Genomic DNA, 23,292 nt, shown 5'->3' with positions numbered 1-23,292 from the left:
GACCGGGGTTCGCGGGACGCGTCGGGATCGTATGCAGCGCAGCAGAAATTCGCAGGAGCCGCGCGCGTGCTTTGAAAATGAAAACGGCGCGGCTGTGCCGCGCCGTTTCATCCCACTCACCCGGTGGTCAGCCGTTCGTCCCCTCGCCGGCCATTAGCGCGGCATCCTGCGTACGCGCCAGCACCGGCCGCAACGCCGCACCGGTATGACTCGCGGCGACACGCGACAGCCCCTCGGGATCGGTGGCCGCGACGATCGTGCCGCCACCGACACCGCCCTCCGGACCGAGGTCGATGATCCAGTCCGCTTCGGCAATCACGTCGAGATCGTGCTCGATGACCACGACACTATGGCCGCCGTCGACCAGCCGATGCAGCACGCGAATCAGCTTCGCGACGTCCGCCATATGCAGACCGACCGTCGGTTCGTCGAGCACGTACAACGTATGCGGCGGCTTCTGGCCGCGCCGCGTGATGTCGTCACGCACCTTGCTCAGTTCGGTAACGAGCTTGATGCGCTGCGCCTCGCCGCCGGATAACGTCGGCGACGGCTGGCCGAGCGTCAGATAGCCGAGCCCGACGTCCTTCATCAACTGCAGCGGATGGCCGATGTTCGTGATCGATGCGAAGAACTCGACCGCTTCGTCGATTTCCATCGTCAGCACGTCGCCGATGTTCTTGCCGCGCCACGTGACCGCCAGCGTCTCCGGGTTGAAGCGCTGACCATGACAGACATCGCACGGCACCTTCACATCGGGCAGAAAGCTCATGCCGATCGTGCGCACACCCTGCCCCTCGCAGGCAGGGCAACGCCCTTCGCCGGTATTGAACGAGAAGCGCGACGCGCTATAGCCGCGCGCGCGTGCTTCGAGCGTGCCGGCGAACAGCTTGCGGATCGCATCCCACACGCCGATATAGGTGGCCGGACACGAACGCGGCGTTTTGCCGATCGGCGTCTGATCGACTTCGAGCACACGGTCGATGCTTTCCCAACCGGTGATCGAATCGCAGCCCTGCCACACATGCGTGACGTTCAGCGGTGCACGCGGCGCGGAGCGCGCGAGCACGCTGGAACGCCGGTTCGCAGCGGGCTTCTGCTCGGCCGCGGCGCGCGCGCGGCGCGTCGCCGGCGACGACAGCACCGAGCGGCCGACCGCATCGAGCAGATTCGTCATCAGCACATCGCGCGCGAGCGTCGACTTGCCGGAGCCGCTGACGCCCGTCACCGCAACCAGCCGCGCCAATGGAATGCCAACCGTCACGTCGCGCAGATTGTGCAGCTTGCCGCCGTGCACGGTCAGCCAGTTCTCCGGCGTCGCGGCTCCACGCTTGCCCGGCGCGACGACTTCGCGGCGCGGCTGCAACGGATGCACGATCGGCTGCGCGAGGAAGCGCCCGGTCAGCGAGTCGGGCTGCGCGGACAGATCCGCGACACTGCCCTGCGCGATCAGCGAGCCGCCACGCTTGCCCGCGCCCGGCCCGATATCGATGATGTGATCCGCGCGCCGGATCGTGTCCTCGTCATGCTCGACGACGACCAGCGTATTGCCCTTGTCGCCGAGCTTGCGCAGCGCGTTCAGCAGAATCTGGTTGTCGCGCGGATGCAGACCGATGGTCGGTTCGTCGAGCACGTAGCACACGCCTTGCAGGTTGCTGCCCAACTGCGCGGCCAGCCGGATGCGCTGCGCCTCGCCGCCCGACAGACTCGGCGCCGCGCGATCGAGGCTCAGATAGCCGAGCCCGACCTCTTCGAGAAACTGCAGACGGCTGCCGATTTCGCTGACTACATCGCGCGCGATTTCGGCATCGCGTCCGGTCATTTCGAGCGTATCGATCCACTTGCGCGTGTCGGACACCGTCCATTGCGCGACGTCGACGATCGCCTGGGAATCGAACGTAACCGCGCGCGCGACCGGATTCAGCCGCGTGCCCGCGCAATCCGGACACGGTTCGTCGACCAGCCCTTCCGGTTCCTGCTCCTCGGAAGGCAGGCTCTGTTCACGGCCGCGATTGTCGTCGACGGCGATCGTGTCGTCGTACGCGGCGCGCTGTTCGCGCGTCAGCGACAGGCCCGTGCCGACACAGCTCGTGCACCAGCCATGCTTGCTGTTGTACGAGAACATCCGCGGATCGAGTTCCGGATAGCTGGTGCCGCACACCGGACATGCGCGTTTGGTCGACAGCACCTTCACTTCGCCGAGCTTCGCGGTGGACTGGCCGCCGTTGATCGCGTCATGCAAACCGTCGAGCGGCGCGAGCAGATGCATGACGCCCTTGCCGATTTCGAGCGTCTGATCGAGCGCCGCGCGCAACTCGGCTTCGTGATCCGCCGACACGACGAGATCCGTCACCGGCAGTTCGATCGTATGTTCGCGGAAGCGGTCGAGCTTCGGCCACGGATCGACCGGCACGAACTCGCCGTCGACGCGCAGATGCGTATTGCCGCGCGCTTTCGCCCATTTCGCGAGATCGGTATAGACGCCCTTGCGATTGACGACGAGCGGCGCGAGGAAACCGACATGCTGGCCCTTGTGATCGCGCAGCAACTGCGCGGCGATCGACTCGACGCTTTGCGACGTGACCGGCGTGCCATCGTGGATGCAATGCTGCAGGCCGAGCTTTACGTACAGCAGACGCAGAAAGTGCCACACCTCGGAAGTGGTCGCGACGGTACTCTTGCGGCCGCCGCGCGACAGCCGCTGCTCGATCGCGACGGTCGGCGGAATGCCGTACACCGCGTCGACCTCAGGGCGGCCGGCCGGCTGCACGATCGAACGCGCATACGCATTCAGCGATTCGAGATAACGCCGCTGCCCTTCGTGGAACAGGATGTCGAATGCGAGCGTCGATTTGCCCGAACCCGAGACGCCGGTGATCACGTTGAACTTGCCGTGCGGAATGTCGACATCGAGCGCTTTCAGGTTGTGCTCGCGTGCGTTGACGATGCGCACCACGTCCTCGCCCTCGACCGCGCGCCGTGCGCGCGCGGCGCTCAGCGCTTTTTGCAGCGGAATGCCTTGCGACTCGTGTTGCGCCTCGACGCTACCAGCCGCGCTCATCGCATCCATCGCGCGGTCGTATTGCAGCAGTGCCTCGCCGGTATGCGAGCCGGCGCAGGCTTTGACGTCGTCCGGCGTGCCCGCGCACAGCACGAGGCCACCGCCGTCGCCGCCTTCGGGGCCGAGGTCGATCAGCCAATCCGCCGCGCGGATCACGTCGAGATTGTGTTCGATCACGATCAGCGAATGACCGCTCGCGAGCAGCTTGCCGAACGCCTGCATCAGCTTCGCGATGTCGTCGAAATGCAGGCCCGTGGTCGGCTCGTCGAACATGAACAGACGCTTCGGCAGATCGCCCTGCTTCGCGCCGCGCGTACCGCGCGCCTGTGCCGATTCGGCGAGAAAGCCCGCGAGCTTCAGACGCTGCGCTTCACCGCCCGACAGCGTCGGCACCGGCTGGCCGAGCTTCACGTATTCGAGCCCGACGTCGACGATCGGCTGCAGCACGCGCAGTACTTCGGCGTCGTTCGCGAAATACGAAGCGGCCTCGCTGACGGTCAGTTCGAGCACGTCGGCGATGCTCAGCGCGCGAGCCGGTTCGCCGCGCTCGATCTTCACTTCGAGCAGTTCCGCGCGATAGCGACGGCCGTCGCAATCGGGGCAGCGCAGATACACGTCGGACAGGAACTGCATTTCGATGTGTTCGAAGCCCGAGCCGCCGCAGGTCGGGCAACGGCCATCGCCCGAATTGAAGCTGAACATGCCGGGGCCGTAGCCGCGCTGCTGCGCGAGCGGCGCTTTCGCGAACAGCTTGCGGATTTCATCGAACGCGCCGACGTAGCTGGCCGGGTTCGAGCGCGCGGTCTTGCCGATCGGCGATTGGTCGACGAATACCACGTCCGTGACCTGATCGGCGCCGGTGAGGCTTTTATATGCGCCCGGTGATTCGGTCGCGAGGCCGAAGTGCCGCGCCATCGCCGGATACAGCACGTCCTGCAGCAACGTCGACTTGCCGGAGCCCGACACGCCCGTCACGCAGACGAGCCGCTGCAACGGAATTTCCACGGTGACGTCGCGCAGATTGTGTTCGCTCGCGCCTTCGAGCACGATGCGCGGCGTGTTCGCATCGACCGCACGGCGCGACCAGTGCGCGGCATCGGCCACATGGCGCCGGCCGCCCAGATATTCGCCGGTCAGCGTGCCGGACGAACGGATCGCCTCGGGCGCGCCGTCGAAAATGATCGAGCCACCGCGCTCGCCAGGCCCCGGGCCCATGTCGATCAGACGGTCGGCGGCGAGCATCACCGACGGATCGTGCTCGACCACGACCAGCGTATTGCCGGCGTCGCGCAGCCGGTGCATCGCTTCGACGATACGGTTCAAGTCGCGCGGATGCAGGCCGATGCTCGGCTCGTCGAGCACGAACAGGGTTTTGGTCAGCGACGTGCCGAGCGCGGTGGTCAGGTTGATCCGCTGCACCTCGCCGCCCGACAGCGTGCGGCTCTGGCGATCGAGCGTCAGATAGCCGAGGCCAACGTCGCACAGATACTTCAGACGCGTGCGCACCTCGGCGAGCAGCAGCTTCAGCGCGTCGTCGAGCAATGCACTCGGCAATGTGATGTCGTCGAAGAAGCGGCGGATACGCTCGATCGGCATCAGCATCAGGTCATGCACGGTCAGACCCGGCAATGCTTCGAGCTGCGCGCGCGACCACTCGACGCCGCGCGGCAGGAAGCGTTGCGCGGGCTTCAGCACGTCGTTCGCGTTGGCCTTGCTACCGAGACGCCACAGCAGCGATTCGGTTTTCAGACGCGCGCCGCCGCAGGTTTCGCACGGCGTGTAGCTGCGGTACTTCGACAGCAACACGCGGATATGCATCTTGTACGCCTTCGATTCGAGATATTCGAAGAAGCGTTTGACGCCATACCAATGCGTCTGCCACTTGCCGTTCCAGTCCGGCGAGCCGTTGATCACCCACTGACGCTCGCGCTCGCTCAGTTCGCCCCACGGCGTATCGCGACGGATATCGGCTTTCGCCGCGTAGCGCATCAGGTCGTCCTGGCACTCCTTCCAGGCCGGCGTTTGCATCGGCTTGATCGCGCCTTCGCGCAAGGTTTTGCGCGCGTCGGGAATCACGAGGCCGAGATCGACGCCGATCACGCGGCCAAACCCGCGGCAAACCTCGCACGCGCCATAGGCCGAGTTGAACGAGAACAGCGCCGGCTGCGGATCGGCGTACCGCAGATCGCTGTCGGGACTGTGCAGGCCGGTGGAGAAGCGCCAGATTTGCGGCTCGGCGGTCGGCGCTTGCGGCTCATCGGACGTAGCGGGCAGCACGTAGATATTGACGCGCCCGCCGCCGCGCTTCAGCGACGCTTCGATCGCCTCGACCACGCGCGCCTTGTCGACCGAGCGCAGCCGGAAGCGGTCGGCGACGACGTCGAGCAGCTTGCGCTTGCCGGTCGGCGAATCGACTTCGCGCTGTGCCTGCACGCGCGTATAGCCGCTCGCCGACAGCCACTGCTCGACCTCCTGCTCGGACGCCGACTCCGGCAGCTCGACCGGGAATGTGACCACGAGGCGCGGCTCGTCTTGCGCGGTACGTTCGAGCAATTCCGCGTAGATCGTCTCCGGCGTGTCGTGACGCACCGGCAGCGAGGTCTGGCGGTCGAACAGCTCGGCCGCGCGCGCGTACAGCAGCTTCAGGTGGTCGTTCAGCTCGGTCATCGTGCCGACCGTGGAACGCGAACTGCGTACCGGATTGGTCTGGTCGATCGCGATCGCAGGCGGCACGCCGTCCACGCGGTCGACCTGCGGCCGGTCCATGCGGTCGAGGAACTGGCGGGCGTAGGCGCTGAAGGTTTCGACGTAGCGGCGCTGCCCTTCCGCGTACAGCGTGTCGAACACGAGGCTCGATTTGCCCGAGCCGGACGGCCCGGTGACGACCGTCATTTCGCCGGTGCGCACGTCGAGATCGACGTTCTTCAGATTGTGCTGGCGCGCGCCGCGGATGCGGATCGTGCCTTTGATTTTGCTGGGGGTTGGGCTGGCGGTTGCGCCGGCGATGGAATCAGGGGTTGCGTCGTTGGAGGACAATTTTTCCGACCGTCTGAAGGAATGGGCCACCTCTCACGGCCGGCTCGCGACCGCGCAAGTTCCGTGCAACGCGGACGGGCGCATGGGCGATGCTTCCTCGCGGCTTTGAAAAGGGCCGGAAGTCCGCATGAATCATCAGCCTGAATCGAGCCTGGATTGGGCCCGAGTTCGGACTAGCTGGAAAGCCGCGTGATGCGCCGGATACCTGGTTGCAACGGGATACTATACTGTATGTTTATACAGTTTTCCATGACGCCGGCAGGCCGAGCAGTCGAAACCGTATCGGCAAATGGCCGTGGCGAAGGCTGGGCGCCGCATGTGGTGCGGCGGCGCCAGAACTTGAAGTAAGCAACAGCGACTACGAAAAAGCGCAACCGGCCCTGCCCCTAAACCTGGCCGGCCGCGCTCTTCTCGCGCCAGCGCCCCGCGACCGGCGCCGCCGTGCACTCCGCAGGCTTTTCCGGCTGTGTGTACTGGGCCGTCGCGACGTAGCGCGCGTACACCTGGTTCGCGTCGACCAGCGGCACCTCGATGCGCCCGAGCGCGGGCAGCACCAGACCGATCTCAGCGAGCCCCGGCACGATCACGTCGACGCCCTGCGCGACCAGATCCGCGCAGGCCGCGCGCAGCAATTCGAGCTGCCGGCCAAACAGACGGCCGTTCCTGATGCCCTCGTCGCCGTAGACCGCGCTCGTCACGCAGTCGAAACCGGTGTCGTTACGCGGGTGGCACACGTCGAACGCACCGGCGTCGAAGTAGCGCTCGAACAGCCGGTTCTCGCGCAGCGCCGCCGACGTCAGCACGCCAATGCGCCGTGCCGACGGATACGTGTGCCGCACGTGCGCGGACAACGCGGTCATGATGTTGGCGACCGGCACGGCGACCTTGGCCGCGAGTTCGTCGATGAAGGTGTGGCTCAGAAAGCACGGCAGCACGATCGCATCGACACCACGCTTTTCGAATGCGCGGATCGTGTCGAAGACGTGGCTCTTGAAGCGCGGATCGGTGGCGTCCGGCACCGTCGGCCCTTGCCACGCGCGCGGCTCGAGAATCAGATCGAACGGACGCGCGGCGCCGGGCCGGCGCGAGGCCGTGCTCATCCGGCTGAGGATGTCGGCGCTCGCGAACTGTGCCGCGCCCGTCGCCACGCCCAGCGATCGAAATCGGTTCATGTTGATGTCTCCCCCATCGTCTTGTTGTTCCGCCCGCTCACGGGCGGCTCTACGCGCGCTTGAGGATGACATCATGTGACGCACGTATGTCGTGGGGTTAACCACGAAAAAGCGTCACTTTGCGTGGGTGCATTTGTGTGTTTGTGTGGACATTTGCAGGCGGTGGCCGGGACCCGCCGCCGTCGCTCACGCCGCCTCGGCCTCAGCTTCGGTCACCCCTGCCGCCTGCTCGCGCTTGCGGCGTTCGAGCGTGCCGATACACACCAGCGACACCCCGGCGAGACACGTATAGAACACCGCCAGCGGCCACCACGCGCCCGGATACCGATGCGCGAGCAACGTGCCGATCAGCGGCGTCAAACCGCCCGCCAGCGCCGCGCACACCTGGTACGACAGCGAAATCGCCGAATAACGGGTGCGCACCGGGAACGCGGTCGACATGAAGCCCGCCATCACCGCATACGAACTCGACATGCACATCACCGCGAGCGCGATACCGACGACGATCGCCACCGGCTGCCCGGTCGAGACCAGCGCGAACATCGGATACGGCGACAGCATCGCCAGCGCCGCCGCGCCCTTCAGGAAGCGTCCGGTGCCGATGCGCTGCGCGAACCAGCCCGAGCCGAGCTGCGTGAACAGCTGGATGAACGCGACGATGAACAGGCAATCGAGAATCAGCGAACGGTCGAGGCCGAGCGTCTGCGTCGTGTAATTGAGCATGAAGGTGTTGACGAACCACGCCCCAGCCACGCCGATCACGTTCGCGCCGAGGCACAGCAGCACGGTGCGCCACGCGTCGCGCAGCACTTCGGCGATCGGCAACGTGGCGACGCGGCGCTGTTCCTTCAGCGTGTTGAATTCCGGCGATTCGCCGACGCCCGCGCGGATCAGCAGCCCGACCACCAGCAGCACCGCGCTGGCGAGAAACGGCAGACGCCAGCCCCAGTCGAGAAACGCGTCCTTGTCCATCGACGCGACCGCGCGAAACGCCAGCAGCGACAGAATCAGACCCGCCGGACTGCCGAGCTGCGCGAACGACGCGAAGAACGTGCGCTGGTTCTTTGGCGCGTGCTCGCTCGCCATCAGCACCGCGCCGCCCCACTCGCCGCCGATCGCGATGCCCTGCGCGACGCGCAGCAGCACCAGCAGCACCGGCGCCATCACGCCAGCGCTCGCATAGGTCGGCAGAAAGCCGATGCCGACCGTGCCGACGCCCATGATCGCGAGCGTCGCGACCAGCGCCTTCTTGCGGCCGATACGATCGCCGAGGTGGCCAAACACGAGGCCGCCGAACGGTCGCGCGAAGAAGCCGACCGCGAACGTGCCGAACGATGCGAGTGTCGCGAAGAACGGATCGCTGCCCGGAAAGAACAGCTTGCCGAAGATCAGTGCGGACGCGGTTGCGTAGATGTAAAAGTCGTACCACTCGATCGTGGTGCCGACAAACGCGGCGGCGGCCGCGCGCCTGGGTTGCGCCGAAGGTTGTGTCGAGGGTTGCCGCTCGGCGGCATGCTCGTGTGGCTCGCGATGCATATCGATGTCTCCTGTTTCGATCCGGAGTTGGCGCTTGAGCTGTCGATCCGGAGTTGGCGCTTTAGCGCCTACTCCGGTCCCATGCAAAGCTCCCGCTCCGGTTCCATGCCAAGCATCGACCCGCCGCCATGCAACATGATGGCTGGGCCTTGCTTCTGGATAGCGCGGCTTCTACGTGCCGTCGCCGGAAAACTGCCTCGCTGGCTGCCGCGAGGCGTTAGCTGCCGGGTGCCTACGCCGCGGCGTCGGCGTCCACGTCAGCGTCCGCCTCGGCGCTAGTTGCCGCGGCAGACTTCAATACCCCTGCTTCAAACAGACGCTGCTGCGTCTCCGCGTCGATGCCGAGCGCGTCCAGCACGTCGCGCGTGTCGGCGCCGAGCGTCGGCGGTGCGCTGCGGTAGGTGGCCGGCGTGCGCGACAGCTTGATCGGCGACGCGGTGCCGCGGTACTCGCCCAGCTCGATCACCATGCGGCGATGCAGCGTATGCGGATGCCTCGCGACCACGTCGACGGTTTGCACCGGCCCGCACGGTACGCCGAGCCGGATCAGCGCCTGCGCGAGCGGTTCGCAGTCGTGTTTCGCCAGCAGCGTTTCGAGCGCCGCCTTCAGCGGTTCGCGATGCGCGCAGCGGCTACGGTTGTCGGCGAAACGCGGATCGCCGGCGAGTTCGGGCGCGCCGAGATGCGCGCACAGCTTCGCGAACTGCCGGTCGTTGCCGACCGCGAGAAAGATCGGTTCGGTCGCGGTGCGGTAGCTGTCGTAGGGCGTGATGTTCGGATGCGCGTTGCCGGTGCGCCGCGGCGTGCGGCCCGAGCCGAAATAGTTCGGCAGATGCGGATGCAGCAGCGACACGCCGCAGTCGTACAGCGCGATATCGATCGACTGGCCGCGCCCGCTCTTTTCGCGCTCGGCGAGCGCGAGCAGGATGCCGGCGAGCGCATTCAGACCGGTGACCATATCGACGACCGGCAGGCCAACGCGCGTCGCGGGGCCGTCGTGCTCGCCGTTCACGCTCATTAGCCCGGTCATCGCCTGGATCGCGGCGTCGTAGCCGGGCAGCCCGCCGAGCGGACCATCGGCGCCGAAGCCCGATACCGCGCAATGGATCAGCTTCGGAAAACGCTCGCGCAGCACGCGTTCGTAATCCATGCCCCACCGCGCGAGCGTGCCGGGCTTGAAGTTTTCGACCAGCACGTCCGCGTCTTCGAGCAGCTTCCACAGAATCGCGCGGCCTTCGTCGCACGACAGATCGACCGCGATGCCCTGCTTGTTGCGGTTCACGCCCGCGAAATACCACGCGCTATCGCCGAAAAACGGCGGCCCCCAGCCACGCGTTTCGTCGCCGTCGGGCGGTTCGAGCTTGATCACCTGCGCGCCGTGATCGGCGAGTGCCTGCGTGCAGTACGGACCGCCGAGCACGCGGCTCAGGTCGACGACCTTGATGCCTTGCAGCGCGCCGTGGCAGTTGTTCATGTCATGCATACCGTGCTGATCCGGTGTCGTGGCGGCGCTCATTGCATACCGCCTTGCGGCAGCACTTGCAGCGCCTGTTCGAGCGTGACCGGGCGATCGTTGACGAGCGCGTCGATCACCGCGGCTTCGTCCTGCGCGCCGCGCAATTCGAGCGGATCAAGCGGCATCAGCTTGTGCCGCACCAGCAGATGCGCGAGCGCGAGACGACGGTAATCGGGCCCGAGGCGCGCGCCTTCACAGGCCATCAGTACCGCGGTGGTCGCGTGATACAGCGCGGAGCCGGCCTGGCGAACCGATTCGTCACGGCCCGAATCGGCGACGCCGGCGAGCATGTCGCACGCACGCGTGACGCTCCGGCGCAGCAACGCGAGGCTCGCGTCGGGCAAGCTGGCCGCGCCGAGCAGATCCTGCAGATACGTGCGCAAAGGTTCGAGCGCACCGTCGCGCTTCGCGGCCCGCGCGATATCGAGCGCGACGATATTGCTGGTGCCCTCCCAGATCGAGCCGAGATGCGCGTCGCGCACCAGCCGCGCGTCGCTCCATTCCTCGATATAGCCGGTGCCGCCGCGCACTTCCATCGCATCGCCGGTCACGCGCCGCGCGTCGCGGCATGCGCGGAACTTGATCAGCGGCGTGAGGATGCGCACGCACTTCGCGGCATGGCGATCTCCCGCATCGGCCTGTGGCAGCAGCAGCGCGATACGCATGAACATCGAACGCGCCTGTTCGGTAGGCAGCATCATCTTGATCAACTGGCGCTGCATCAGCGGCATCGTGATCAGCTTGCGGCCGAACGCATCGCGATGGCGCGCGATATGCAACGCCTCGGTCAGCGCGCGGCGCATCAGGCCCGCCGCGCGCACGCCGTTCGACAAGCGCGACATGTTGATCATGTCGGCCATCTGATGAAAACCGCGCCCCACTTCGCCGATCAGATACGCGAGCGCGCCTTCGAGCACGATCTCGCCGCTTGCCATCGAGCGGCTGCCGAGCTTGTCCTTCAGACGCACGATCCGGTAATGGTTGCGCGAGCCGTCCGGCAGCGTCTTCGGCAACAGGAACAGCCCGAGGCCGTTGATGCCGTCGGGCGCGTCGTCGGGCCGCGCGAGCACCATCGCGAGATCGGCATCGGCATTCGAGCAGAACCATTTGTCGCCGTATAGCCGCCACTGTTGTTCACCGTTCGCTGCGCTTTCGCGCACCGCGCGGGTCGCGATGCGCGCGACGTCGGAGCCCGCCGCCTGCTCGGTCATGAACATCGCGCCCTGGTACAGCGTGTCGAAATCGCGCGACGCGAGCATCGGCAGGAACCGCGCGACCAGTTCCGGCGCGCCGAACTTGCGCAATGTGCGGGTTAGAGAATCGGTCATGCTGACCGGACAGCACAGGCCGAATTCGGCCTGCACGAACAGGAACGTCAGCGCGTATTTGACGAGCGGCGGCGGCGTTTTTTTACCGTCGCGCGTGTCGTGGCTCATCGATGCGAGACCCAGCTCGGCATAGGCGACGCGTTCGAGCGCGATGTAGTCGGGATGCTTGTCGATGCTTTGCAGCGCTTCGCCGCGGCGCGTGCGGTGGTGCAGTACGGGCGGGTTTTTATCCGCGGACAGCGCCCACAGGTCGAGTTCGTCGGAGGCGCGCTGACCGAGCGAGACGAACTGGCTTTCGAGTTCGCCGTAAAGCGCGTCGCCGAGATGCAGCCTCAGCAGGCGCGCCAGATCGGGATCGCTGGAAAAGAAGTTGATGCCGCGGCTATCGGGAATGTTGGACGCGCCGGTGGCCGGCTGCTCGACGATTTCGCTCATGCGTGTCTCCTATTGTGGAAAGCAGCATAGAAGCGGGTTTGATAATCGTCTAATACAACTTATGTCCGGTACGATAAACAGAAATTATCGATAACAACAATGGAGACGACGATGGATCTGAAGCAATTGCGCTATTTCGTGGCGGTCGCCGAAGAGCTGCATTTCGGCCGCGCGGCGAAACGTCTGTTTATTTCGCAGCCGGCGCTCAGTTTCGACATCCGCAAGTTCGAGGAGCGACTGGGCGTGCAGTTGCTCGCGCGCACGAACAAGTCGGTCGCGTTGACCAACGCGGGTCAGGTGTTGCTCGGCGAGGCGCACCGTCTGCTGCTGCAGGCAAGCGAGGCCGAGCGCATTACGGTGCGCTCCGCGCATGGCCTCGCGGGCCGTCTGCGGATCGGCTTCGTGAACTCGATGCTGTACCGCGGCATGCCGCAGGCCGTGAGCCGTTTCGAGGCCGATCATCCGGGCGTCGAAATCGTGCTGAAGGAGATGAATACGAGCGAACAGGTGCATGCGATCCAGCGCATGCAGATCGATATGGGCTACGCGCATTGGGGTAATTTTCCGTCGGACGTGACGTCGACGACGGTATTTTCCGAGCCGTTCCTGTGCTGCCTGCCGGTCGATCATCCGCTCGCGCGCAAGCGCAAGGTCGATCTGCGCGCACTCGCGGAGGCGCCATTCATTCTGTTTCCGCGCACCGTGTCGCCGCATTATCACGATCTGATCATCGCGCAGTGCGTCGGCGCCGGCTTCAGTCCGCAGATCCGTCACGAGGCGCGGCTGTGGCAGACCGTCGTCACGATGGTCGGCTTCGGCATGGGCGTCGCGCTAGTGCCTTATACGCTGCGGCAGCTACACGATCCGCGCGTGTGCTTTGTGCCGCTGCTCGGGGAGAAATTGCTGTCGGAGGTACTGCTGTTGCGGCGCGCGGGAGATGCGGAGCCGGTGGCGGAGCGGTTTGTCGAGTATCTGCGCGACGCTGGAGCGGCTGCGCAGAAAGTGCCGCATGGGCTGTCCGCGAAGTCGTCGAAAGCGCGTTCGCGATGAGCGCGCCGGCCTCGCGCCTCGCGAACCTAGCTCACCAGATCGAGCCCGCGCACCAGACGTTCGGCGAGGCGCGGCTGCCGCAACTGATCGAGCCACCAGCCGAGCGCGCGCCCTTCGTGATCGCCGCGCCACGCGACGTACAGCACGTTCGGCTCACGCGGATCGGCGGTCTCTTTTTCGATCAACTCGCCGCGCTTCAATAACGACGCGACGCGCTCGCGCGGCAGCCAGCCGACGCCGAGCGCGTCTGTCTGCGCAAGAATCTTCGCCCGCATGCTCGGCACCGCGAGCGACGCCTGCCCGCCGAGCACGCCATACGCGCGGCCTGCGCTTGCGCGCGACGAATCCGCGACCACAACCGCGCGATGCTCGCGAATCCGCTCACGGCTGAGCGGTCCGTCGACAGCGGCAAGCGGATGACGCGGCGACACCGCGAACACCCACTCCATCACGCCAAGCTCGAACCAGCGCAGGCCGGCAATCGCCGGCGGTTCGTTGGTCGCGCCGACGATCAGATCCGCGCGGCCGTCGCGCAACGCCTCCCACGTGCCGCCGAGCACCTCGTGCGTGAAGCGCAGTCGCACGCCCGAGCCGAGTTCGTCGAACGCGCGCACCACCGGCATCAGCAAGTCGAATTCGATGATTTCATCGCTGACGATCCACAGCCGGTCCTCCCAGCCGCTCGCGATCTGCTTCACGCGCTGCGTCATGCGCGCCATGTCGAGCATCAGCCGCGTGGCTTCGTCCGCGAGCAACTGGCCGGCCGGCGTCAGTTGCAGACGGTAGCGGCGCCGGTCGAACAGCAGCGCGTCGAAGCGCGCTTCCAGTTGGCGCGCCGCGTGCGATACCGTCGATGGCGCCTTGCCGAGCCGCGCAGCCGCGCGCGACAGGCTGCCCGTCGCGCGGATCGCGTCGAGCAGCGCCAGTTCGTCTTCCGACAGCATGTTGGGTTCCCTCGAATAGGTGTGCCGGGGACGATGGTAGCGAGGCGACCCAGTGAAGTCGCACTCGCTGATGGAGCGGCTCATGAGGTCGCTCATGGCGCTACTCATGACATCGCTCATGAAGCCGCCCGATCGGAACGCGGCATCGCGTTCCGTATCAAGGCTCGCTCAAACCGCCTTCGGATTCCGCTCCGCGAATCCTTCCTGATGCCAGTACGGATACGCGCGCTGCACCGCGCTGGCCTCGTCCAGTCGCGCGACCTGCTCGGGTGTCAGGTTCCAGCCGACCGCGCCGAGGTTCTGCCGCAACTGCTCCTCGTTGCGCGCGCCGATCAGCACGGTCGATACCGTCGGGCGTTGCAGCAGCCAGTTCAGTGCGATCTGCGGCACGGTCTTGCCGGTTTCGGCGGCGATCTCGTCGATCGCATCGAGCACGCGGAACAGGTACTCGTCCGACATCTGCGGCCCCATGTCGCCGGTCTTGTGCAGCCGGCTCGTTTCCGGCAGCGGCTGGCCGCGCTTGAGCTTGCCGGTCAGGCGGCCCCAACCGAGCGGGCTCCACACCACCGCGCCGACGCCCTGGTCGACGCCGAGCGGCATCAGCTCCCACTCGTAATCGCGGCCCACCAGCGAGTAGTAAGTCTGATTCGCGACGTAACGCGGATAGCCGTAGCGATCCGCGATGTCCTGCGATTTCATCAGATGCCAGCCGGAGAAATTCGACACGCCGGTGTAGCGGATCTTGCCCGCGCGCACGAGGTCGTCGAGCGTGGACAGCACTTCGGCGATCGGCGTTTTCGCGTCGAAACCGTGCAGCTGGAACAGATCGATGTAGTCGGTTTGCAGGCGCTTGAGCGCTGTATCGACCGCCTGGATCAGATGGAAACGCGACGAGCCGACGCTGTTCGGGCCGTCGTCGAACCGGAAGGTTGCCTTGGTCGAGATGATCGCCTTGTCGCGCTTGCCCTTCAGCGCCTCGCCGAGCACCGACTCGGACGCGCCGTTCGAATAGATGTCGGCGCTATCGAACATCGTCACGCCCGCGTCGAGGCAGATATCGATCAGACGCCGCGCTTCGGCGACGTCGGTCTCGCCCCACGCCTGAAAAAATTCGCCCTTACCGCCGAACGTGCCCGTGCCGAAGCTGAGCACCGGCACCTTGAAACCTGATGCACCCAGATGTCTGTATTCCATGAAGGATCTCCGTGGCGTAGCCGTTGATAAACGGACGTTCAGTCTACGCGTGTCCGCGTAAATGCGTCGCCAAACTGGGTGCGTTTTTCAGCCACGCTTTTTAGTTGGCCGTGGGTACGATCGGCGTGGTTGATGCGTGGTGAATGAAAGCGCGAAAGCGGAAAACTTCTACGCGGCGCGGCCGGCATGCGACGCGCTCAAGCCGGTCAGTGCTTCGCGCACTGCGGCAATCACGCTGTCCCAATCGCCGAGCGTCGGCTGCCGGAACAAACGCGCGCGCGGATACCACGGCGTATCGGTGCGTTCGAGCATCCAGCGCCAGCAGGTGTCGAAGCGGTTCAGAATCCAGACCGGCTTGTCGAGCGCGCCGGCCAGATGCGCGGTGGACGTATCGACCGAAATCACCAGATCGAGATTGGCGACGAGTGCGGCGGTGTCGGCGAAATCATCGAGCAGGTCCGTGTGATCGACGACGCAGTCACGCCACGCATGCCCGGCAAGCTGTTGCGCGGCGATGCCCTTCTGCACGCTGAAAAAACACACGTCCGGTACATCGAGCAACGGCGCGAACCGTTCGAACGTGAGCGATCGGCGTGCGTCGATCTTACGCAGCTCGGCGACGTGCGCGCGGTTTTCGCCGGCCCATACGAGACCGACTTTCAGGGGCTTCCGTTTCGAACCAACGTTTGCCTTCGCATCGATATCCGCGGCAATACGTTCGCGCCATTCGTTCACGCTCGCCGCATCGGCGCAAAGATACGGCGTCGCCGCGGGGATGCTCGCCTCCTCGGTGCTGAACGCCAGCGGCAGACTCATCAACGGGCAATGACAATCGAACGGCGGCAGCGGCTGCCCTGCTTCGATCAACTGGTCGACGCCCGCGAGCGTCGACAGCAGCCGCAACAGCGGACCCGGCGCTTCGAGCACGACCTTCGCGCCGAGCTGCTGGACCAGCGCCGCATAACGGCAAAACTGCAGCGTATCGCCGAGACCTTGCTCCGCGTGCAACAGGATCGTCTTGCCGTCGAGCGCGAAATCGCCGAGCCACAACGGCTGCGCGAACTCGCGTCGGTCGGCCTTGATACGGCGACGCGCCCAGCGCCATTCGTATTCGCGCCAGCCGGTCTCGAAGCGCCCCATCTGCAGCAGACATAGCGCCTGATTCCAGTGCGTTTCGACGGCGGCCGGATCGAGCGCGAGCGCGCGTTCGTAGCTCGATAACGCCTGCTCGCGCTGATTCAGATCGACCTGTGCGAGCCCGAGGTTGTTCCATGCATCGACGAAGCCAGGCGCGAGTTCCAGCGCGCGCCGATAGCTGCGCTCCGCTTCGTGCGGCTGATTCAGATCGCCGAGTGCATTGCCGCGATTGCTCCATGCATCGGGATAGTTCGGTTGCAAGGCGAGCGCGTGATCGCAACTGTCGAGCGCGTCGTCATAACGGCCCAGATCGCGCAGCACGCACGCGCGATTGCTCCAACCGGCCGCGAGTTCCGGCGTCAGCGCGAGTGCGCGATCGAAGCTTGCAAGCGCATCGAACGGACGGTTCAGTGCCGCCAGTGCATTGCCGCGATTGTTCAGCGCATCGGCGAATTTCGGCTGCAATGCGAGCGCGCGATCGGCACTGACGAGCGCTTCGTCGTGGCGCTCCAGCGCGTTCAATGCGTAGGCGAGATTCGAATGCACGGCCGGCTGTTTTGGATTGACCGCGAGCGCCTTCTTCAACTGTTCGGCGCCCTCTTGCGGACGGCCGGTTTGCAGCAGCAGTTCGCCGAGCCAGCGCAATGCATCGGCATGTTTGGGCTTGAGTTCGAGAATCTCGCGATAGAGTTCTTCCGCTTCGACGAGCGCGCCGTTGCGCTGAAGCGCGGCGGCTTGCCGAAGCATGGAGTCCAACTGTTGCGGCAGACTGGCGGGCTTGCTCATGCGATCGATGAATGGCTTGCGCGGAAAATCATGGAGGCGTCGCGGCGTCTGCACCGCGTGCATCGTGCAGACATCGTACGCATGCGGTGAGGCCGGACAAGCGACCGATTATCGCCGAAAAGCCCGCGTTCGAACTACTGTGGATCAGCGCGAAAAATCATGCAGTGCCTAGCCATATGGCACATTCGGCGGTCAGTACCGGCACTGCGAAGCCGCCAGCACGCGTCAGGATCACGCGCCGCGCTGGCGAATCAGCGCGACGCGCATTGCACGTACCGGCGGCACAGACCACGCTATTACTGCGCGCGGCCCGCCAGATGCTTGCGTTTGGCCAGATCCCGCGCCATCGCATAGTGCTGCTGGATCGTCGGCAAGGCCTTCGTTGCCGCGTCCTTCAACTGCGCGTCGCGGCCCGACGCGATTTCCGCCTGAAACACCGACAGCGTTTTCTGCTCGTCGGCGAGCGCGACCTGCTCGATATAAGCGTTGTCGAACTCGGCGCCACGCAGCGTGTTGATGCTCGCGAGCACGCTCATGTCGGGATCGTCTTTCGGCACGTCGACGCCGCGCGGGCTGGCCGCGCGCAACGCGGCGGTGATCTTCGCGTCGTCGCTCGACACGCGTTCGGCAAACGCCTTCACGTCGCGATCCGAGGAACGCGCGCTCGCGATACGCGCGGCATCGCGCTGGGTCGCGACGGCTTGCGTGCCGCTCGCGATGAACGTCTGATCGGCGGCATGCAAGCGCCCGGTTTCAGCGGCGGCGGGTGTCTGTGCACGGGCCAGCGGGGCAACCATCAGCAGACTGGCCGTGCAGGCGGCGGTCGCGATGCTGGCGAATGGGATCGAAGTCAGACGGATCATAGGTTCTCCTTTGGGGTGGAAGCGAAGCCGCAAACGTGTGCGCCGCAACAAAACACGCACCGAGGGCAAGCTTGCAACGTGCTTGCAGGCACGGCGTGGCGCCACGCTTTCATCGCCGCCGATTCTAGGAGTCCGTTCTATATACAGGTGCAACGGTGCTGTCGCTTCTGTAACCTGAGGTAACCCTCATATGAATGGCGTTGCGTGTCGCCACGCAAACGCACTCGCGCCTTCATCAAAGCGCTGAATTTTTTTCCGGCGACGCCGATAACCTGTAGACAAGCCACGCGCCAGGGCAAATAAAACCACGGCATGGCGCCTGATATGCCCCGACAGCACCGCAACCCTGGAGATCGATTCCGATGGCAGACGAACACCGTGCCAATCACGAGCGCAACGCCGAACGCACCAGCCTGACGAGTTCGAACAAGTTCGAACTGCTGCTATACCGCCTCGGCTGCGTGCCCGGCAGCGACGCGCACGAACTGTATGGGATCAACGTGTTCAAGGTCCGCGAAATCTCGACGATGCCGACGGTCACGCCGATCGCCGGTTCGTCGCCGTTCGTGATGGGCGCGGTCGACATCCGCGGCCAGATCATTCCGGTGATCGACCTGCCGCGGCTGATGGGCTGCGAGCCGACGCGCGGGCTGAACATTCTGCTCGTCACCGAGTTCGCGCGTTCGACCCAGGCGTTCGCGGTCGAGGAAGTCGACGACATCGTGCGGCTCGAATGGAACCAGGTGCTGTCCGCCGACGGTTCGGCGGGCGGCAAGCTCGTCACGAGCATCGCGCGCATCGACGGCAATACCGGCGACTCGCGGCTCGCACAGGTGATCGACGTCGAGCAGGTGTTGCGCGACGTGTTTCCGTCGCAGCATCCGAGCGTCGATCCGGCGTCGGTGGGCGGCGAGGCGCTCGGCATCCGCCGCGGCGCGAAGATTCTCGCCGCCGACGATTCCGGCTTCGCACGCAAGCTGATCGAGCAGGCGCTCACCGCGATCGGCGCCGACTTCATCATGACGAAGACCGGCGAGGAAGCGTGGAATACGCTGCAGCAGGTCGCGCGGGAAGCGCAGCAGAACGGCGCGCGCGCGAAGGACAGCATTGCACTGGTGCTGACCGATCTCGAGATGCCGGAGATGGACGGCTTCATGCTGACCCGCCAGATCAAGGCCGACGACCGGATGCGCGATATTCCGGTGATCATCCATTCGTCGCTGACTGGCGCGGCCAATGAGGCCCATGTGAAGAACGCCGGCGCGAACGGCTATGTCGCGAAGTTCGCGGCGGCGGAACTGGCCAACGCGATCCGCAATGCGTTGAACGGTATGCCGGTGAATAGCGCGGCGGCTTGAAGTGCTTGGAGCGCGTTGACGTCCGGCCTCGCTGGACGATCGGGTTCGAACAGCGTAGCGGTCGACTCCAACGCATCGACCGCTACGCGTTCGCGCTTTAGCAATGCGCGGTGAGTCCGATCGAAAACCCGATACGGCCGATCTCGACGCCCATCGTATTGAGCCGCTTCGGCGCATGAAAACCTTCGAGCGCCGCGCGTTGTTCGGCCGTTCCGAGTTCCAGCAACGCGAGCAGTTCGGCGGTCACCGCGTAAAGCGCGGCGAGATTGCCGTCCTCGATCTTCACCGCGATGCCGAGCGCGCCCTTCGCACCGAGTCGCGCGGTCTGTTGCGACGCCCGCACACCGATCGCATAGCTGCCGTCCGCACCGACCTTGCCGACCAGCGCGCCGCCGAACGCCTGCATCAGCAGCGTGCAGAAACGGCCTTCGCCACCCACCAGTTCCGGATAGGACGTCATCGCGCGATAGATCCGCGCGAGCGCGGCTGTGCGCGTCGAGACGGCGGTGGCCGCGTGCTGCGCGGTGGCCTCGTGCTGCGCTGCGTCCTGCACTGCGGCAACCTGATCCTGTGCCGCGGCGAGCTTCGCGAACAAGCGCGCAAGCCGGTCGAGCGGAAATGCAGGGGTCGGCAGATTGCAGCCGTCGATTGCCCATTGCACACCATCGTCCGGCAGATCGCACGCACTTGCGACGGTCTGCTTCACGCGCACCTGCAACGGATGCTCCGGCAGTTCATAGCCGACCAGCGCTGCGCCGATCGAACGCGCGCCGGCCAGCATGCCCGCGTGCTTGCCGGAGCAGTTGCTGCATACGCTATCGGGCGTAAAGCCGCGCCGGATCCAGTCGACGTACACCGCGTCGGACAACGGCGGATGACCGCCGCAGCGCAGATCCGTTTCGCTCGCCTGTGCCTTCGCGAGCATGCTGCGTGTGCGTTCGATATGGCGCGGCTCGCTGCTGTGCGATGCGCACATCAGCGCGAGATCGGCTTCGTCAAAGCCGAAGCGCTCTAAAGCGCCGGTCTCCAGCACTGCGAGTGCCTGCGCCGGCTTCGCTGCGGAACGCGCGAGCGTCATGCGCGCGGCGTCGCCAAACGAATACAGCAGACGGCCGTCCGCATCGACAACAGCGACATGCGCGAGATGCGTGTTCTCGACTGACTCGCCGCGGTAGATCGTCGCCGCGACTGGCGCGGCCGGGTGAGTTTCGGGCTGGTTCATGGGTGTTCTCCTCCTGTTCTCCTGTTCGCGCGAGCGGTGTGATCGTTGCTCCGCCGCGGCGGGTTTCCGTTGTGGATTGTCTATTGCCGGTGAGCAATTTTACGTGCGCCTTGCGCGTGCTTTCGTGGTTGCCTGTGCGCCTGCTTTTCCACTCACCCGCTCGCCCGCAACAGACCGCGCTTGCGCCGCGTTGAGCACATCCGGTATATGCGAGGCGAGGTAATCGATCAACGCCCTGACCTTCAGCTGCAAAAATCGATTCGGCGGATACAGCAGCCATACCGAACCGACGTAGGCTCGCATGTCGAGCTGCCAGTCCGCCAGCACCTCGATCAGCTCGCCGTTGCGCAACGTGCGCGCCGCCGAGAACTCGGGCACGCAGGCAATGCCGAAGCCCTGCTGCGCCGCTTCGAGACGCGCGCCCGCATGATTGGCGACGTAGCGCCCCTTGACCTCGACGCTCTGCGTTTCGGTGCCGCGCCGGAAACGCCAACGGTTGTCGTCGGCGGCCTCGCCGAGGTAGATGCACGCGTGTTCGCGAAGCTCGCGCGGCTGCGCGGGCATACCGCGCTCGCGCAGATAAGCCGGCGACGCCGCCAGCAGCCAGCGCACCGCGCCGAGCCGGCGCCCCGCGAGCCCCGGCGGTGGATGCTCGGTCAGGCGAACCACCAGATCGACGTCTTCGGCGAGCGGATCGACGTCGTGATCGGTGAAAAGAATCTGCAGATCGACCTCATCGTACGCGTGCAGAAAACCCGCCATCAGCGGATGCAACACCTCGCGCGCGAATTGCGTCGGCGCGCTCACACTGACCTTGCCTTGCGGCTTGCCGGCCAGTTGCCCGGCCGCATCGACGGCGCCCGACGCCGCGCTCACCATGTCGCGGCAAAAACGCGCGACCTGTGCGCCCGATTCGGTGACACGCACCGTGCGCGTCGAGCGTTCGAGCAGACGTGTCGCGAGCGCGTCTTCGAGCCGTTTGATCTGCCGGCTCACCGTGGACGGCGTGCTGCCGAGTTGGCGCGCAGCCAGCGAAAAATTGCCGGCATCGACGACACGCGCGAACACGGCCATGTCGGGCAGCAGCGCGAAAAGCTCTGAAGGGGTCATCGTGGCGGGCTCGCGGCAAACAAAAATCGGCGGATTTTATTAGTGCATTCGCGACATAAAAGCTATGCACGGCGACCCAATTATCTTCTCACGCGCAAAACTCGACAATAGCCATACGATCCACTCCGCGCATACGACTCGCGCGACTCACCCAGGTCCCACCATGACGAAACAGGAACGTCTGCTGATGTTGTCCGATCTGATGCTGCTCGCCGTTGCCGCGGTGTGGGGCACCAGTTACGGCGTCGCGAAGAGCGCGCTCGCTTTTTATCCGGTGCTCGGTTTGCTCGCGCTGCGCTTCGGCATCACGTTTGTCATCCTCGCGCCCGCGTTGCGTCACTTGCGAGGCGCCAGCGCTCGCGCGCTGCGCGAAGTGCTGATTGCCGGCGTGCTACTGCTCGGCATCTTTCTCGCCGAAACCTTCGGCATCCAGATGACGCGCGCGGCCAACGCCGCGTTTCTGATCAGCCTGTGCGTCGTGCTGACGCCGCTCGTCGAGTGGCTGCTGCTCAAGCGTGTGCCGAGCCGGGTGGAAGGCGTCGCGGTGTTGCTGTCGCTGTTCGGTGCATGGCTGCTCGCCGGCGACGGCGCGCTGAACTTCAATCCCGGCGATGCGCTGATCCTGCTCGCCGCGCTGCTGCGTGCGCTCACGGTCTGCGTGACCAAGCGTGTGATGCGCGATCCGGCCTTGCCGCCGTTGACGGTGACCGCGGTCCAGTCGGGCGTCGCCGCGGCTGGCAGCGCGGCGGTGGCATGGCTGTTCGCGCCGCGGCAGTGGCAACCGCTGCCGACGTTCAACGAACACGCAACGTTCTGGGCTTACGTCGCCTATCTGGTGCTCGCATGCACGCTGTTCGGGTTCTTTGCGCAGAACTTCGCGATCAAGCGCAGCAGCCCGACGCGCGTGTCTCTGCTGATGGGCAGCGAACCGGCATTCGGCGCGCTGTTCGCCTGTTTGTGGCTCGGGGAAAGAATTTCGTCGACCGCGTGGGCCGGTGGCACGCTGATTGTCGCGGCATCGATTCTGGCCACGGTGCGTTGGAACGTATCGCGTACGAGCGCCGCACAGACGTAAGCGGGCATGCGTACCGCTCTAACCGGAGATTGACTATGGCGATGATGGGCCCAATCTTCACGACGACTTCGACAGCAGGGTCGAGGAATCGTCGCTACCGGCCCTCGGCCCTAACGACAGCATATTTGCCTGCGGCTTTTTGATGTCACGTGCGCCTCGGCGCGCAGGAGTTCGCCATGAGCGTTCTCGCGAAAGACGTGTTCGAATTGCGCCGCCTCGCCGAAGTGGGCGGCGCTCTGTCTGCGCATCTGCTGCGTGAAGTCGCCGCGGACCTGATCGGGAACGGAGTACGTGATGACCGCGAAGGAACTTGATGCGTGGCGCAACCGCTCCGTCACAGTCAAGGTATTCGATCTTTGCGAATGCTGCGGCCAGCTTCGCGACGATGTGAAGGAACGTTGCAACGACTCGCCGGGCGTAAAGGCAGTGTGGTGTTACGACTGCCTGCAGCGGATGGTCTACGAGGCGCGGG

Annotated in this window: 15 protein-coding genes; 4 read left to right on the top strand and 11 right to left on the bottom strand. The window is 65.5% G+C overall.

From position 1 onward, the window contains the following. Positions 1–127: 127 nt before the first annotated feature. From uvrA to L0U82_RS06435, 5 genes are all read right to left on the bottom strand, one after another. Positions 128–6,094, bottom strand: a complete 5,967-nt coding sequence (uvrA, locus tag L0U82_RS06455) for an excinuclease ABC subunit UvrA (protein WP_233829253.1) — start codon at positions 6,092–6,094, stop codon at positions 128–130. Positions 6,095–6,480: 386 nt separating this feature from the next. Continuing rightward, on the bottom strand, positions 6,481–7,266 hold the full coding sequence (locus tag L0U82_RS06450; protein WP_233829251.1) for an aspartate/glutamate racemase family protein: 786 nt from the start codon (positions 7,264–7,266) through the stop codon (positions 6,481–6,483). A 186-nt stretch (positions 7,267–7,452) separates the two neighbouring features. Continuing rightward, positions 7,453–8,802: an MFS transporter gene (locus L0U82_RS06445; protein ID WP_233829249.1), complete on the bottom strand. Its 1,350-nt coding sequence runs from the start codon at positions 8,800–8,802 to the stop codon at positions 7,453–7,455. 232 nt (positions 8,803–9,034) lie between these two features. Beyond that, positions 9,035–10,318, bottom strand: coding sequence for a CaiB/BaiF CoA transferase family protein (locus L0U82_RS06440; protein WP_442793599.1), 1,284 nt, complete (start codon positions 10,316–10,318; stop codon positions 9,035–9,037). Continuing rightward, positions 10,315–12,081, bottom strand: a complete 1,767-nt coding sequence (locus tag L0U82_RS06435) for an acyl-CoA dehydrogenase family protein (protein WP_233829247.1) — start codon at positions 12,079–12,081, stop codon at positions 10,315–10,317. Before L0U82_RS06435 ends, L0U82_RS06440 begins: the two co-directional genes overlap by 4 nt. A gap of 111 nt (positions 12,082–12,192) precedes the next feature. On the opposite strand from L0U82_RS06435, the gene L0U82_RS06430 reads away from it, so the two are divergent. Then, entirely contained in the window at positions 12,193–13,131 is a 939-nt protein-coding gene (locus tag L0U82_RS06430) for a LysR family transcriptional regulator (protein WP_233829245.1), read from the top strand. Between the two features lie 26 nt (positions 13,132–13,157). Here the strand turns inward: L0U82_RS06430 and L0U82_RS06425 are convergent, their stop codons facing one another. The 4 genes from L0U82_RS06425 to L0U82_RS06410 form a co-directional block, all read right to left on the bottom strand. Next, complete coding sequence (locus L0U82_RS06425; protein ID WP_233829244.1) at positions 13,158–14,075, bottom strand: LysR family transcriptional regulator; 918 nt, start codon at positions 14,073–14,075, stop codon at positions 13,158–13,160. Positions 14,076–14,243: 168 nt separating this feature from the next. After that, positions 14,244–15,269, bottom strand: a complete 1,026-nt coding sequence (locus L0U82_RS06420) for an aldo/keto reductase (protein WP_233829243.1) — start codon at positions 15,267–15,269, stop codon at positions 14,244–14,246. Between the two features lie 168 nt (positions 15,270–15,437). Then, entirely contained in the window at positions 15,438–17,192 is a 1,755-nt protein-coding gene (locus tag L0U82_RS06415) for a tetratricopeptide repeat protein (protein WP_233829242.1), read from the bottom strand. A gap of 296 nt (positions 17,193–17,488) precedes the next feature. After that, the gene (locus tag L0U82_RS06410) at positions 17,489–18,055 is read right to left on the bottom strand and encodes a DUF4142 domain-containing protein (RefSeq protein WP_233829241.1); all 567 of its coding nucleotides are present in this window, start codon (positions 18,053–18,055) and stop codon (positions 17,489–17,491) included. A gap of 362 nt (positions 18,056–18,417) precedes the next feature. On the opposite strand from L0U82_RS06410, the gene L0U82_RS06405 reads away from it, so the two are divergent. Next, positions 18,418–19,413: a chemotaxis protein gene (locus L0U82_RS06405; RefSeq protein WP_233829240.1), complete on the top strand. Its 996-nt coding sequence runs from the start codon at positions 18,418–18,420 to the stop codon at positions 19,411–19,413. 97 nt (positions 19,414–19,510) lie between these two features. Here L0U82_RS06405 and L0U82_RS06400 read toward each other — a convergent pair whose 3' ends face one another. Continuing rightward, positions 19,511–20,635, bottom strand: coding sequence for an asparaginase (locus L0U82_RS06400; RefSeq protein ID WP_233829239.1), 1,125 nt, complete (start codon positions 20,633–20,635; stop codon positions 19,511–19,513). A gap of 99 nt (positions 20,636–20,734) precedes the next feature. Further along, entirely contained in the window at positions 20,735–21,745 is a 1,011-nt protein-coding gene (locus tag L0U82_RS06395; protein WP_233829238.1) for a LysR family transcriptional regulator, read from the bottom strand. Positions 21,746–21,908: 163 nt separating this feature from the next. On the opposite strand from L0U82_RS06395, the gene L0U82_RS06390 reads away from it, so the two are divergent. Further along, positions 21,909–22,820 carry a DMT family transporter gene (locus L0U82_RS06390; protein ID WP_233829236.1) on the top strand — a complete coding sequence of 304 codons (912 nt, stop codon included), beginning with the start codon at positions 21,909–21,911 and terminating at the stop codon, positions 22,818–22,820. 176 nt (positions 22,821–22,996) lie between these two features. Continuing rightward, the gene (locus L0U82_RS06385) at positions 22,997–23,134 is read left to right on the top strand and encodes a hypothetical protein (RefSeq protein ID WP_233829234.1); all 138 of its coding nucleotides are present in this window, start codon (positions 22,997–22,999) and stop codon (positions 23,132–23,134) included. The last annotated feature ends 158 nt before the right edge of the window (positions 23,135–23,292 follow it).

The sequence above is a fragment of the Paraburkholderia sp. ZP32-5 genome (assembly GCF_021390495.1).
GTDB lineage: Bacteria > Pseudomonadota > Gammaproteobacteria > Burkholderiales > Burkholderiaceae > Paraburkholderia.
This window is presented reverse-complemented; position numbering and strand designations above follow the sequence as displayed.

Excerpts from the sequence above, each read along its gene's own strand:
- L0U82_RS06385 (WP_233829234.1), top strand. The coding sequence starts at position 22,997 with ATGAGCGTTCTCGCGAAAGACGTGTTCGAATTGCGCCGCCTCGCCGAA.
- L0U82_RS06405 (WP_233829240.1), top strand. The coding sequence starts at position 18,418 with ATGGCAGACGAACACCGTGCCAATCACGAGCGCAACGCCGAACGCACC.
- L0U82_RS06395 (WP_233829238.1), bottom strand. The coding sequence starts at position 21,745 with ATGACCCCTTCAGAGCTTTTCGCGCTGCTGCCCGACATGGCCGTGTTC.
- L0U82_RS06410 (WP_233829241.1), bottom strand. The coding sequence starts at position 18,055 with ATGATCCGTCTGACTTCGATCCCATTCGCCAGCATCGCGACCGCCGCC.
- L0U82_RS06445 (WP_233829249.1), bottom strand. The coding sequence starts at position 8,802 with ATGCATCGCGAGCCACACGAGCATGCCGCCGAGCGGCAACCCTCGACA.
- L0U82_RS06435 (WP_233829247.1), bottom strand. The coding sequence starts at position 12,081 with ATGAGCGAAATCGTCGAGCAGCCGGCCACCGGCGCGTCCAACATTCCC.
- L0U82_RS06390 (WP_233829236.1), top strand. The coding sequence starts at position 21,909 with ATGACGAAACAGGAACGTCTGCTGATGTTGTCCGATCTGATGCTGCTC.
- L0U82_RS06420 (WP_233829243.1), bottom strand. The coding sequence starts at position 15,269 with ATGGAATACAGACATCTGGGTGCATCAGGTTTCAAGGTGCCGGTGCTC.
- L0U82_RS06450 (WP_233829251.1), bottom strand. The coding sequence starts at position 7,266 with ATGAACCGATTTCGATCGCTGGGCGTGGCGACGGGCGCGGCACAGTTC.
- L0U82_RS06415 (WP_233829242.1), bottom strand. The coding sequence starts at position 17,192 with ATGAGCAAGCCCGCCAGTCTGCCGCAACAGTTGGACTCCATGCTTCGG.
- L0U82_RS06430 (WP_233829245.1), top strand. The coding sequence starts at position 12,193 with ATGGATCTGAAGCAATTGCGCTATTTCGTGGCGGTCGCCGAAGAGCTG.
- L0U82_RS06425 (WP_233829244.1), bottom strand. The coding sequence starts at position 14,075 with ATGCTGTCGGAAGACGAACTGGCGCTGCTCGACGCGATCCGCGCGACG.
- L0U82_RS06440 (WP_442793599.1), bottom strand. The coding sequence starts at position 10,318 with ATGAGCGCCGCCACGACACCGGATCAGCACGGTATGCATGACATGAAC.
- L0U82_RS06400 (WP_233829239.1), bottom strand. The coding sequence starts at position 20,635 with ATGAACCAGCCCGAAACTCACCCGGCCGCGCCAGTCGCGGCGACGATC.